Source organism: Micromonospora rosaria (assembly GCF_001567585.1).
Classification (GTDB): Bacteria; Actinomycetota; Actinomycetes; order Mycobacteriales; family Micromonosporaceae; genus Micromonospora; species Micromonospora rosaria.
The window spans coordinates 1-12,276 of record NZ_LRQV01000022.1; the positions used below are offsets into that span (position 1 = coordinate 1).

Here is a 12,276-nt window from a genome sequence, read left to right on the forward strand (position 1 = left end):
CGGCCGGGTGGCTGGAGCGTCGCCGCCACCGCCTCGGGGGGCAGCGGCGGCCCCCCGGCCGGGCCGGCGGGATCGGGTGTGGACGGTGCCGCGACCGTCCGATTCGGACCGGATCCGGTGCCTGCGCCGGTGGTTGTCCCCGGCTCCTCGGGGTCGCCCCTGGTCATCGTCGGCTCCTCGGGGCCGGCCCCGGCCGTCGTCCGATCCGGCCGGGCGGTCGTGGCATGATCGTGCGGTGAGCGCGGGGGCGGAGATCCGGCGGGCGCCGCTCGGCGGCGCGCAACAGTTCGAGTGGTGGAAGCTGCTCACCGGTGACTGCAACGCCGTCACGGTCGAGTACCGTCCCGAGCCGCCGATCCCGTACCCACGGGCGCTGGCGGCGCTGCGCGGGCTGCTCGCCCGGCACGAGGCGCTCCGGACCACCTTCCAGCTCGACGACGCGGGGACGCCGGTGCAGGTGGTGCACGCCCCCGGCGAGCCGTCGGTCCGGTTCTGCGACGCGGAGTCCGACGCCGCCCGGGCGGCGTTCCGCGCGACGCTGACCGAGCCGCCGTTCACCGCGGCCGACACCGAGCTGGTCCGCTTCGGCGTGGTCTGCTGGGACGAGCTCGTCGTGGAGCTGCTGGTCGTGGTCAGCCACGCGGTCTTCGACGGGCACAGCCAACGGCTCGTGCGGGCCGAGCTGGTCGAGGCGTGCGGCGACGCGCCACCCGACCCGGACCGGCCCGACGCGGAACGGTCCGCTGTGGACCGGCCCGACCGGGCCGGGGACGTCGGCCACCAGCCCGCCGACTCGGCCCGGGCCGAGGCCTCCGGCGAGCTGGTGCCGGGCCGCGAGGCCGCGGAACGGTTCTGGCGGGAGGAGGTACGCCACCTGCCCGCCCGGCTGTTCGTGCCGTCCCGGCCGGGCGTGTTCCAGCGGTACGGCGCCTCGTACCGCTCCGCCGCCCTCGCGCCGGCGCTGGTGCTCGCCGCCCGCCGGCACCGGACCACCCCCACGGTGGTGTACTCGGCGCTGGTGCACGCCCTGCTGGCGATCATGTCTGGGGAACCGGCGACCGTGGTGCGCAACCACTTCGCCGGGCGTACCACCGGGGAACGCGGCACGGTCGGCTGCTACCACTGCATCCTCCCCACCACCGTCGACGTCTCGGACAATCCGTCGGTGGGCACGCTGATCGAGCGGGTGCGGGTACGGATGTTCCGGGTGCAGAGCCGGTACCGGGTGGGTCAGCTCACGTTGCGCGAGACGCTGGCCGCCGAGGAACGGCGACGCGGTGTCCCCTTCGCGGCCGGTACGACGGTCAACTTCGACCACAGCCCGGAGCTGACCGAGCTGCTGGGGCGCGACGACCGGGAGCTGACCGACCTGCTGGCCACCTCCGGCGAGCTGGAGCTGGCGATGGGGCGCAACGAGGTCACCCCGGACCGGGACGGCTTCGACGCGTACCTGATGACCACCATCGAGCCCGCTGCGACGTGGGTCCTGGCCAGCTTCAACAGCATGGTCCTCGACCCGGGGCAGATGCGGGCGCTGCTGGCCGGCCCGGAGCGGATCCTGCGGGCGCACCTCGCCGGCCCGGACCTGACCCTCGACCAGGTGGCCGCCCGGCTCGGCGGCGACCTCGGCGACCCGGTACGGGTGGGCCTGCGCCCCGACGAGGAACTGGACCCGCCGCCGGCCCACGACGACGCGGGCCCGGTGGCCCCGGCGCTGGCGGCGCTGCGCGGCGCGGTGGCGCGACTCCACGGTGGCGACGACGTCGATCCGGACCGGTGCTACCTGGCCGTGGGCGGCCGGTTGCTGCTGGTGCCGGCGGTGCTCGCCCGGCTCGCCGAGGCCGGCTGGACCGGACTGGTGCCCGACGACTTCGCCCGGCCGGAGTCGCTGACCGGGCTGGCGGGGCGGCTGCGCCGGGCCTGGTGACCCGCTCATCCGGGCGTACCGGACGCGGGCGGGTCCACCGGGTGCCCGGTGCCGGACGCGGCGAGCCGGGCGGCCAGCTCGCGGAAGTCCCGGGCCTCGAAGAACACCGTCACGTCGAGGTCGACGCCGAGCCGGGCCTCCAGCCGCAGGAACAGGTCGATGGCGGTCATCGAGTCGCCGCCGATCTCGAAGAAGTTCTCCTCGGCGGCGGTGTGGCGGCCGAGCACCTGGGCGCAGACCGCGAGGATCTCCGCCAAATGCCGGGGGGCCGGCTCAGCCATGGCGCGGCTCCGTCGCGTCGTCGGCCCGCCGGCCCGGGGTGAGCAGGGGGGTCAGGCCCCGGGGTGTCCGCCACTCGAACAGGTCGACGAAGGTGAGTTCGACGTCGAACCGGCGGTAGAGGCGGGAGATGAGCCGGGCGGCGAGCAGCGAGTCGCCACCGGCGTCGAAGAAGTCGTCGTCCGGCCCGTGCGCCCGGTCGAGGACCCGGCCGAAGATCGACGCGACCTCGGCGACGACGGGATCACCGCTGCTCTCCGCCGCCCCGCCGTCCCCCCTCGCGCCGGTACCGCCCGCCGCGCCGACGGCCTCCGCCGTTGCGCCGTCGCCCGCCGTGCCGGTGCCGCCAAGCCTGTCGGGCGTGGTGCCGGCGGGCGGGTCGACCGGGCGGGTGCGGTCCTGCGCCGTGAGGGCCGCGTGGTCGACCTTGCCGTTGGGCAGCAGCGGCAGGGCGGCACGGACGGACCAGCGGGTCGGCACCAGGTGCCCGGGGAGCCGCTCGCGCAGCCAGCCGGTCAGCTCGGGGCCGGTCACGGCCGCGCCGGCCCGGGGGACGACCGCGGCGGCGAGGTGCCGGCCGCCGGCCGCCGCGTCGACCCCGTACGCCGCCGCGGCGACCAGCGCCGGGTGGCCGAGCAGGGCACGCTCCACCGCCTCCGGCTCAACCCGGTGGCCGCGGACCTTGAGCTGCCGGTCCACCCGGCCGACGTAGCCGAGCTGACCGTCCGGGCCGGTGGTCACCAGGTCACCGGTGCGGAACATCCGCTCGTCGCCGGCGCCGGGCACCGGACCGAACCGCTGCGCCGTGGCCTCCGGCTGGGCCTGGTAGCCGAGGCTGAGCGACGGACCGCCGACGTACAGCTCGGCGATGGGGGAGCCGGGCGCTGTCGGAACCAGGAGTTGACGGACGTGGGGCAGCGGCCGACCGATCGGTACCGGCATGCCGTCGGGCAGCCCGCGCCCGGCGGCGCCGCCCAGCTCCGCCTGGTGGGTGACCAGCACGGTCTCGGTCTGGCCGTACGTGTTGACCAGCCGGACCCGGTCGGGCACCAGCGCGCACCAGGTACGGACCGGTCCGGCGGCGACCTCCTCGCCGCCGATGACGACCAGGCGCAGCGACGGTGGCAGCGGCCGGCCGGTCAGCCGGAGGAACTCCACCACCTCGTACCAGAACGAGGTGGGCAGGTCGACGACGGTGACCGCGTGGTCCGCGACCGCGGCGAGCAGCCCCGCCACCGTGCCGTCCGTGGCCCGCCGGTCGATGACCAGGGTCGCCCCGCCGAGCAGGCTGGTGTAGGTCTCCTCGCCGCTGGTGTCCCAGGTCAGCGCGGCGAAGCTGAGCACCCGGTCGCCGGGGGTGATCCGCCACGCCTCGACCAGCGCGGTGGCCGCCGTCGCCAGGGCCCGGTGGCCGACCAGGACCCCTTTGGCGGCGCCGGTGGAGCCGGAGGTGTGCAGGACGTAGGCGAGCGGGTCGCCGGCCGGGGGGTCGACGACCGGGTCCGGCGCGCCGACCGGGTCGGGGGCGAGGGACGGCGTGGGCTCGATGGTCCGTACCGGCAGGCCGGCGGCGACGGCCGGGGGCAGCGGGGCGGCGAGCAGGAGCCGGCGCAGGCCGCAGCCGCGCACGATGTCGTGCAGGCGGTGCGGCGGGTCGGTGGGGTCCAGCAGGACGTACGCCGCGCCGGCCCGCAGCACGGCGAGCAGCGCGCCGATCCCGGCGGCCGAACGGCGGACCGTCACACCGACCGGCTCGCCGGTGCGGACGCCGTCACGCAGCAGGGCGGCGGCCAGCGCCTCGACGTCCCGCCAGAGGGTGCGGTAGCTGGTGACCGTGCCGTCCTCGACCAGCGCGGCGGCCTCCGGGGTGCGGGCCGCGACCTGCTCCAGCAGGGCGATGACCGAGGCGGCCGGCGGTGGGACGGTGGCCTCCACACGGACCGGGGCCTGGGGGGTGGGCATCGGACTCCTTCCCGTCGCCGGGCGCGAGGGGTGGTGGGGCCATGCGGGGTGGGGCGGTCGGCCGACTCGTCGCCCGGCTGCTTGGCCGGGGCGGGCGTCGAAGCGCTTCGACCAGCGAGAACCTAGCCCTTCGTCGGCCGGCCGGTCAATGGCGTCGGGACCGGTGGCGGCCTTCGTCCGATTTGGACACCCGAATCGCCGCCCGGTCCGGGCGGCCCGGCGTCCACCCGGGGCGGACGGCGGTGAGGGCTCATCCCTGGCGGACGGCGGCGTCGAGCTGTTCGACCACCCGCCGTTCGGCGGCGGCGATCAGGCGGACCAGCTTCGGCACCTGGTACAGGCCCCGGGCGACGAGGTCGGCGGCGGCCGGGTCCGTCACCGGGGCGGGCCCGCCGGCGAGCCAGAGCGAGGCGGCGACGTCCCACTGTCGGGACACCGCGCGCAGCCGGTCGGCGCACTCGGCCAGCGCGGGGTGCCCCAGCGCGGCGACCCGGGACAGCCAGAGCGCGTGCCCCCGGCGCAGCGCGCCGAGGTCGGTGAAGCTGCTCACCGGCAACTCCCGCCGCCGGCCCGGGTCGGCCCGGAAGTCCGGCCCGGCCAGCCACTCCGCCAGCCGGTCGGCGACCAGCCCGATCGCGGCCACCCCGTGCCGGCCGGCCGGGTCGAGCATCGCCGCGACGTTGCGTCGGACCTGGTCCCGCCAGGTGGCGGCCAGCCAGCCGGTCACCGCGTCGGTCGCGCCGGGCGCCACGGTCAGCTCCACCGTGCGGTACCGGGCGGCGCCCAGGTGCGGCGAGTCGGCCCACCGGGCGAACCGGTCCGGCGCGACCCGGCCGCTGAACCGGGAGCGGGGGAAGCTGTCCAGCACCTCGACGTCGTCGCCGCTGGCGGCGGTGACCACCAGGTGGTGCGGCACGTGGGCCCGCAAGTGGAACGGGGCCGGCTCGTAGCCGTACTGGTCGACGGTGACGGCGACCGCCCGCCCGCCCCGGGTCCGGTCGCGCAGGTGCCGGTGCAGGTGGGGCAGGTCGGCGGCCCGGTGCTCGACCAGCCCGATGCCGGTGCCGGTCGGGCCGGTGGCCGGGGGCAGTGGGCCGCCGGTCCGGTACGCCGGGGACAGCCCGTCGGCGACGCCCCGGTCCACACCCACCTCGAAGGCGAGGTCCCCGAGGAGCAGGTCCTCGGGGTGGGCGACGCCGGCCAGCCGCAGCAGCGTGCCGAACGCGGTGTCCTGGCAGTCGCCGTGCGCGAAACCCGGATCGTCGACGACCGCGTCACCGGTGGGCGGCCCGGGGGGATGCCGCATCGGGTCTCCTCGCTCCGCCGGGCCGGGCGCGGGCAGGGACGCCCACGTCGCCGGCCGGGTACGGCCGTCGGGTCCACCGTGGTCGGTGGGGTTCGGCGACCACCATCCCGCAGCCGGCGGCCCGGGGGAATCGGCCACTTCGTCCGCCGGGTCGGCCGGGGGGACCGGATGGACACGCGACGAGACGGCGCACGCCCGCCCGGCCGGCCCCGCCCGGACCACCGCCGTCCGGTGCGCGGCCGGCTCTGACCACCGCCGCCCGTCCGGCCGACCGGTGCGCGGCCGGCTCGGACCGCCGCCGCCCGCCGGGCCGCCCGGTCGCCGCCCTGCGGGCCGGGCCGACCGGCGCGGCCGGCCCGGCCAGCCGGCGGGCGGGTGGAGCCCCGGCCGTCGGGCCGGTGGGTAACCGCCTGCTGGGACTCGCCGGCCTCAGCGTTCGGCTGCCTGCCGGCCGGCTGGCGCGGCCACGCCGCAAGTCCGTTCCAGATGTCTGTCCAGGGCGTCGCGGACGGCTTCGGCGGCTTTGACCCATGCGAGGCATTCCGGGTGCCCGGCCCCGGCGACGGGGGCGCCGGGGTCGGTCGCCGCCGGGCCGGGCGGCGTCGGCTCCGGCGCGAGGGCCGGGACCGTGCCACCGAAGCGGGCGACCCACTGCGCGGCCTGGTCGCGCCAGGTGGGCCCGGCGGGGGTGAAGTGGACGTGGAAGCGCGGGTGGCGGGCCAGCCAGGCCCGGACCGGCGCGGTGTCGTGCAGGGCCACGTTGTCGCTGATGACGTGGACGTCCAGGTCGGCGGGGACGGCCCGGTCGACGGCGCGCAGGAAGCGGCGGTACGCGCAGCCCCGGGCCCGGCGGTCCGGTTCGCCGGCCCCGGCGGCGCCGACCACGTCCGGCGGTGCCGGCGGGTCGGTCGTGTCCGGGGACGGCAGGCACGGATCCGGGCCGCCCGGCGGTGCGGGCGCCGGGGCGGCGGCCGGCCGGTTCTCGTCCGTGCACAGCACCACCGCCCGCTCCGGCAGGTGCTCGTAGATGCCGACCACGTCGACGACCCGCGCCACGAACCGCAGGTCGGTGGCCAGCCGGAGGCCGTCCTGCAGGTGCGGCCGGAGGTCGAACCGGCGCCAGATCCGCCCGACCGTCGAGGCGGACAGCCCGCTGTGCGCGGCCATCGCGGCCCGGGACCAGCGCCGCGTCCGGTCCGGTGGCGCGTCCAGGGTGGCGGTGACCACCTGGCGCACCCGGTCCTGCCCGACCGTCGTGGGCCGCCCGGTCCGGGGCGCGTCGGCCAGGCCGGACATCCGGTGGGCCACGAACCGCGAGCGCCACTTGCCCACGGTCGGCGGCGAGACGCCGAACCGGGCCGCGACCTCGGCGTTGGTGGCGCCGTCGGCGCAGGCGAGCACGATCCGGCAGCGCAGCGCGTACGCCTGGGTGGAGCTCGCCGCCCGCGCGCCCCGGCCGAGCTGGGCCCGTTCCTCGTCGCTGAGAGTCAATGCGGTCTTCGGTCGACCCTTCCCCATGACGCGGATGATACATGTACATGAACGAATTTCTGGCGCGGATTGTCGGGTTGTTTGCGGCCCGGAATTGAATCACCGCGCTGTTCTGGACAGGCCCTGACGTCGTCGGTATGGTCCCGACGAGTCCCGACGCCACGGAAAACGTTCGCCGCCGCCGGTCGCGGTGGCCCGTGGAAATGACCTGACAGGGAGCCCGCTGTAGTGACCACCAACGATCTCGATTCGCAGATGGCCGCCATCTGCGCCGACGTGCTGGACCGGTCCACGCTCGGGACGGACGACGACCTCATCGCCCTGGGCATGGACTCGGTGGCCGCCGTGGAGATCGTGACCCGCGTCGAGACGGCCTACGGGGTGGACGTCGTCGACGTCATCTTCGACAACCCCACGGTGACCCGCCTCTGCGACGTGGTGCGGGGGGCGGCCCCCGGTGGCGCGGCCGATGCCTAGTCCACTGGCCGCGCCGGACCTCACGGTCACCACGAACCTGCTCGACCTCGTCTCGGCCGCCGCCGACCGGTACGGCGACCGGCCGTACCTGGTCCCGGCCGAGCCCGGCGGTCGGACGGTGAGCTTCGCCGACGTGCTGACCTTCACCCGGGGCTGCGCCGCCCTGCTCGACGAGTACGGGGTGCCGCCGGGCGCCCGGGTGGCGACGGTCCTGCACAACTCCTCGCTCGCCGCGGCGCTGTTCGTCGGCGTGATCGCCGCCCAGCGGATGCTCGTGCCGCTGAACCCGAAGTCGGGGCCGGGGGAGCTGGACGCGCTGCTCGCGCACGCCGGGCCGGCGCTGGTGATCGGGCCCGCCGCGACCGCCGCCAAGGTGGGGCGGGACGTGCCCTGGCTGACCGTGGACGACGGGGAGGCCTTCCTCGCCGACGTCCTCGCGCGCGGCGCGGCGTACCGGGGGGAGCTGACCCCGGCCGGCGACGACGGGACGCCGGACGCGGAGATCGTCTACACCTCCGGCTCGACCGGCGTGCCCAAGGGCGTGGTGCTGTCGCACCGCAGCCTGCTCGCCAACGCGCTGGCCATGGTGGAGTGGGCCGACGCCGGCCGGGACGACGTCTTCCTCAACGTCATCCCGATGTTCCACGCCGGGGGGCAGGGTTTCCCGACGCTGACCCCGCTGTGGTCCGGCGGGCGGTCGGTGTGCGTGCGCTCCGAGACGGCGCTGGTGCGGTTCTGGGCCTACGTGGACCGGCACCGGCCCACCTGGACACTGGTCGTCAACGCGTACCTGGCCAACCTGGCGGACCGCCCGCAGCGGCCGACCGCCGGCAGTCTCAAGGGTGTGCTGGCCGGTGGGTCGGCGTTGAGCCCGGAGCTGATCCACCGCTTCGAGGGCACCTTCGGCATCCCGGTGTACCAGGTGTACGGGATGACCGAGATGACCTCGCTGACCACGGTGGAGCCGCGCGACCGGGCACCCGGGGAGCGGCGGACCGCCGGCCCGCCGGTGCCGTTCGCCCGGGTCCGGGTCGTCGGCCCGGACGGGCGGGACCTCCCGGCGGGCGAGAACGGCGAGGTCCTGCTGAGCGGGCCGAGCATCTTCACCCGGTACGAGGACGCGCCGGAGCTGACCGCGAAGCGGCTGGACGGCGGGTGGGTGCGCAGCGGTGATCTGGGGCACCTCGACGAGCGCGGCGAGCTGACCATCGTCGACCGGATGGACAGCATGGTGATCGTCAACGGGGAGAACGTCTACCCCGCCGAGATCGAAAACGTCGTGCCGCACCTGGCCGGCGTCGAGGACGGGGTCGTCGCGGCGCTGCCGCACCCGGTGACCGGGGTGGAGCTGGTCCTCGTGTACACCCTGCTGCCCGGTGCCGCCGCCGCCGACGACGCCTGGCGCGCGACGCTGCTGGCGCACCTGAGTCCCTTCAAGGTGCCGCGCCGGTTCGTCGCGTTGACGCAGCTCGGGGTGGACAGCTTCCCCCGGACGCCGCTGGGCAAGATCCAGAGACCGGACGTGCAGCGCCTGGCGGTCGAGAGCCTGGTGTGAGCTGATTCGGGCGAGGTGCGGAGAATCGGGGGCGGTGTCGTGACAAGCGTCGACGAGAGAAATGTGCGCCGGTGCGCACCGGGATGACATTTCCCGGCGGGCACTGACCCGGTAGTGACAACTTTTTCCAGGATGCGGGCCACGTGTCGGTGGAAGCGCTCCCAACCATTTGTCCGAATCGGGCGTTCGGGTGGTCCCGCCGTAACGGCGCGACGGGACGCCGGTCCATTCGCCGACACCATTCGTGGCCGTTGTCGACAGGAGGTGGTCAGTCATGACAGTCGAGATCCTCGATGACGAGGAAGTGGTGGTCCGTACCCCCGAAGAGCTGAAGCGGATGCCCCGGGCGTACCAGAAGGCGTTGATCAGCCAGATCATGATCAACACGGAGGGTGAGCTCTCCGGCGGGGACGACTACACCATGATGTTCCTGCCCATGGCGCCCAACGCCGAGGAACGCCAGGTGTGCGCCGAGCGGGCCGCCGAGGAGTACGACCACTACAAGATCGGCAAGCGGGTGCTCGCCGAGATCGGCATCGACACCTCCTACATGGAGGAGCAGACGATCGAGGAGCGGAAGCTCTTCTCGGACAAGCGGCTGCACCAGTGCACGACCTGGGCCGAGCGCGGGATCTACTCCTACATCGGCGAGGAGAGCGCGCTGCTGATGATCCGCGAGTTCGCCGAGGGCAGCTACAAGCCGTGGGCCGACGCCGTGCGCACCATCATCCTCGACGAGAAGATCCACATCGCGCACGGCGCGCGGGTGTGCCGCAACCTGGCGGTCACCGAGGAGGGTCGCGAGCAGCTCCAGGCGGCCCTGGACCGGCTGTGGCCGGTCTTCAAGGACCTCTTCGGCACCCCCGACTCGGAACGCTCCAAGCGGGCGGTCCGCTGGGGGCTGCGCCAGACCAACAACCGGGAGGCCCTGGAGAAGTGGCTCGCCACGGTCACCCCCCGGATCCACGCGCTCGGGCTCGTCGTCCCGAGCTGACGATCGAAGGGACACCGGCGCCATGCCCACCCCCGTAGCGATCAACCCTCGGCCCCCGTCCCGCAAGGAGGCCAAGGCCCGCCTGCAGTCGTTGCTCGCCGGTCGACCCGACCTGGCCGGACGGCTGGCCGCCGTCCGCGACATGGGCCTGCGGGTCACCGCCTCCGAGGTCCACCTCACGACCACCTGCAACATCCGGTGCAAGGGCTGCTGGTACTTCGAGGGCGGCTTCGACGCGGCGGTCCCGGAGACCTCCGACCCCGTGGTGATCTCCGAGTTCGTGGACCAGCTCGTCACCCGGGGCGTCACCCAGGCGACCCTGATCGGTGGCGAGCCGACCCTGGTGCTGAAGCGGGTGGTGCCGTTCGTCGAGCGGCTGCCCTACGTCACCATCTCGACCAACGGCATCCGGCCGCTGCCCAGAGCCGGGTTCGAGAAGGTCGCGGTGGCGATCAGCCTCTTCGGCGGCGGCCCGCTGGACGACTCCCTGCGCGGGTACCGCCCGAACGGCTCGTCCTTCACCGGGCTCTTCGAGACCGCGCTCGGGCACTACCGCAACGACCCACGGGTGATCTTCGTCTACGCGCTGTCGGAGGAGGGCCTGCAGTACGTCGAGCCGACCGTGCGCGCCATCCAGGACAACGGCAACCAGGTCACCTTCAACTTCTACTCCGACCACGGCAGCGACCACGCGCTGCGCATCGACAACGAGCAGCGCACCCTCGCCGAGGCGCTGCGGATCAAGCAGAAGTACCCGGACACCGTGGTCAGCCACCCGTACTTCATCGAGACCCTGATCACCGGGCGCAGCCACTGGGGTGGACAGTTCGGGTACGACGTCTGCCCGAGCATCAGCGTCGACCACCCGGACCACGCCGACCGGATCCGCAACGGCAACCCCGTCCTGGACGGCTTCGCGGTCTACGGCGCGGACTACCAGACCCTGCAGTTCTGCTGCACCTCCGGCAACTGCGCGGACTGCCGCGACAGCCAGGGCGTCTACAGCTGGCTGCTGGTCAGCATGAACCGGTTCCTCGACGACGTGGGCCGGCTGGAGACCTGGCTGGACCTGGCCGAGAGCTACTGGCGCCAGTGGTACTGGGCCCAGCAGCACTCGCCGCACTTCGCCCGCCGCGCGCCGCTGGCCGCGTAGCCACCCACCCCGACCGAAGGAGTGCCCCGCATGTCTTCCCCCTCTTCCCCGATCACCGCCGCCGTCGTCGAGGAGCGGCTCCGGGCCGAGCTGATCGACCTCGGCGTCGAGGAGGACGCCATCAGCCCGGACGCCAAGTTCGACAAGCTGGAGATCGACTCGCTGGACGTCGCCGACCTGATGGCCATGGTGGTCAAGGAGTTCCAGGTCGAGATCCCGCGCAGCGAACTGGCGGACGTCACCATCGGGCAGCTCGTGGCGCGGATCGTCGCGGGCGCGTCGCATTGACCTCGCTGCTCAGCCTGGCCAAGCGCACCTACCTGGTGACCGGGGTCCTCAACAACGAGTCGATCGCCTGGCACGTCGCGGCGGCGCTCCAGCGGGAGGGCTGCGAGGTCGTGCTGACCTCGTTCGGACGGGTCGCCCGGATCACCCGGAAGGTGGCCGACCTGCTGCCGACCCGCCCCGAGATCCTCGACCTGGACGTCATGTCCGACGCCAGCGTCGAGGCGCTCGCCGCCGAGGTGCAGGAGCGCTGGGGCCAGCTCGACGGGGTGGTGCACAGCATCGCCGCCGCGCCGCCGGAGGCGCTGGGGCCGGGCTTCGTCGGCGCGCCCGCCGGCGGCGTGCTGGACGGCTTCCGCGCCTCGACGTACTCGTTCCAGCAGCTCACCACCGCGCTCGCGCCGCTGCTCGGCCGCGCCCCGGGCGGCGGCGCGGTGGTCGGGCTGACCGTCGACTCGACCCGCGCCCTGCCCGGCTACGGCTGGATGGGCGTGTACAAGTCGGCCCTGGAGGCGGTCTGCCGGTACCTCGCGCTGCACCTCGGCCCGGCGGGCATCCGGGCCAACCTGGTCGCCGCCGGGCCGGTCGAGACGGTGTCGGCGCGCGGCGTGCGGACCTTCGCCGACCTGGCCGAGCAGTACGAACGGTGGGCGCCGCTGGGCTGGGACCGCACCGACCCGCAACGGGTGGTGGGCGCGGTGCTGTTCCTGCTGTCGGACCTGTCCCGGTACACCACCGGGCAGGTGGTGCACGCCGACGGTGGGATGCACGCCGTCTTCGGCGGGGTCGGGGTACCCCCGGCGGCGACGGCGCCGCCCGCCGAGACCGCGACCGGCTGACCCGGACT

11 protein-coding genes are annotated in these 12,276 nt (G+C 74.8%); 7 read left to right on the forward strand and 4 right to left on the reverse strand.

Annotation, left to right across the window (positions count from 1 at the left end; genetic code table 11):
* The first annotated feature begins 235 nt into the window (after window positions 1-235).
* Window positions 236-1,927: a condensation domain-containing protein gene (locus AWW66_RS09005; protein WP_067362611.1), complete on the forward strand. Its 1,692-nt coding sequence runs from the start codon at window positions 236-238 to the stop codon at window positions 1,925-1,927.
* Between the two features lie 5 nt (window positions 1,928-1,932).
* Here the strand turns inward: AWW66_RS09005 and AWW66_RS09010 are convergent, their stop codons facing one another.
* From AWW66_RS09010 to AWW66_RS09025, 4 genes are all read right to left on the reverse strand, one after another.
* On the reverse strand, window positions 1,933-2,208 hold the full coding sequence (locus AWW66_RS09010; protein ID WP_083978341.1) for an acyl carrier protein: 276 nt from the start codon (window positions 2,206-2,208) through the stop codon (window positions 1,933-1,935).
* Complete coding sequence (locus tag AWW66_RS09015; protein ID WP_067362619.1) at window positions 2,201-4,168, reverse strand: non-ribosomal peptide synthetase; 1,968 nt, start codon at window positions 4,166-4,168, stop codon at window positions 2,201-2,203. Before AWW66_RS09015 ends, AWW66_RS09010 begins: the two co-directional genes overlap by 8 nt.
* A gap of 250 nt (window positions 4,169-4,418) precedes the next feature.
* Window positions 4,419-5,474, reverse strand: a complete 1,056-nt coding sequence (locus AWW66_RS33530) for a hypothetical protein (RefSeq protein ID WP_067362622.1) — start codon at window positions 5,472-5,474, stop codon at window positions 4,419-4,421.
* 429 nt (window positions 5,475-5,903) lie between these two features.
* Window positions 5,904-6,992, reverse strand: a complete 1,089-nt coding sequence (locus tag AWW66_RS09025) for an IS630 family transposase (protein WP_067362626.1) — start codon at window positions 6,990-6,992, stop codon at window positions 5,904-5,906.
* A gap of 201 nt (window positions 6,993-7,193) precedes the next feature.
* On the opposite strand from AWW66_RS09025, the gene AWW66_RS09030 reads away from it, so the two are divergent.
* From AWW66_RS09030 to AWW66_RS09055, 6 genes are all read left to right on the forward strand, one after another.
* Window positions 7,194-7,442, forward strand: coding sequence for an acyl carrier protein (locus tag AWW66_RS09030; protein WP_067362629.1), 249 nt, complete (start codon window positions 7,194-7,196; stop codon window positions 7,440-7,442).
* Window positions 7,435-8,997 (forward strand): class I adenylate-forming enzyme family protein, encoded by a 1,563-nt coding sequence (locus tag AWW66_RS09035; RefSeq protein WP_157527293.1) that lies wholly within the window; start codon window positions 7,435-7,437, stop codon window positions 8,995-8,997. The genes AWW66_RS09030 and AWW66_RS09035 overlap by 8 nt, the downstream gene beginning before the upstream one ends.
* A gap of 274 nt (window positions 8,998-9,271) precedes the next feature.
* The gene (locus AWW66_RS09040; RefSeq protein ID WP_211271884.1) at window positions 9,272-9,991 is read left to right on the forward strand and encodes a Phenylacetic acid catabolic protein; all 720 of its coding nucleotides are present in this window, start codon (window positions 9,272-9,274) and stop codon (window positions 9,989-9,991) included.
* Window positions 9,992-10,013: 22 nt separating this feature from the next.
* Entirely contained in the window at window positions 10,014-11,144 is a 1,131-nt protein-coding gene (locus AWW66_RS09045) for a radical SAM family protein (protein WP_067362635.1), read from the forward strand.
* Between the two features lie 30 nt (window positions 11,145-11,174).
* On the forward strand, window positions 11,175-11,432 hold the full coding sequence (locus AWW66_RS09050) for an acyl carrier protein (protein ID WP_067362638.1): 258 nt from the start codon (window positions 11,175-11,177) through the stop codon (window positions 11,430-11,432).
* Window positions 11,429-12,268 (forward strand): SDR family oxidoreductase, encoded by an 840-nt coding sequence (locus AWW66_RS09055; RefSeq protein ID WP_211271885.1) that lies wholly within the window; start codon window positions 11,429-11,431, stop codon window positions 12,266-12,268. The genes AWW66_RS09050 and AWW66_RS09055 overlap by 4 nt, the downstream gene beginning before the upstream one ends.
* Window positions 12,269-12,276: the final 8 nt, after the last annotated feature.

Excerpts from the sequence above, each read along its gene's own strand:
- AWW66_RS09010 (WP_083978341.1), bottom strand. The coding sequence starts at position 2,208 with ATGGCTGAGCCGGCCCCCCGGCATTTGGCGGAGATCCTCGCGGTCTGC.
- AWW66_RS09015 (WP_067362619.1), bottom strand. The coding sequence starts at position 4,168 with ATGCCCACCCCCCAGGCCCCGGTCCGTGTGGAGGCCACCGTCCCACCG.
- AWW66_RS33530 (WP_067362622.1), bottom strand. The coding sequence starts at position 5,474 with ATGCGGCATCCCCCCGGGCCGCCCACCGGTGACGCGGTCGTCGACGAT.
- AWW66_RS09025 (WP_067362626.1), bottom strand. The coding sequence starts at position 6,992 with ATGGGGAAGGGTCGACCGAAGACCGCATTGACTCTCAGCGACGAGGAA.
- AWW66_RS09035 (WP_157527293.1), top strand. The coding sequence starts at position 7,435 with ATGCCTAGTCCACTGGCCGCGCCGGACCTCACGGTCACCACGAACCTG.
- AWW66_RS09040 (WP_211271884.1), top strand. The coding sequence starts at position 9,272 with ATGACAGTCGAGATCCTCGATGACGAGGAAGTGGTGGTCCGTACCCCC.
- AWW66_RS09045 (WP_067362635.1), top strand. The coding sequence starts at position 10,014 with ATGCCCACCCCCGTAGCGATCAACCCTCGGCCCCCGTCCCGCAAGGAG.
- AWW66_RS09050 (WP_067362638.1), top strand. The coding sequence starts at position 11,175 with ATGTCTTCCCCCTCTTCCCCGATCACCGCCGCCGTCGTCGAGGAGCGG.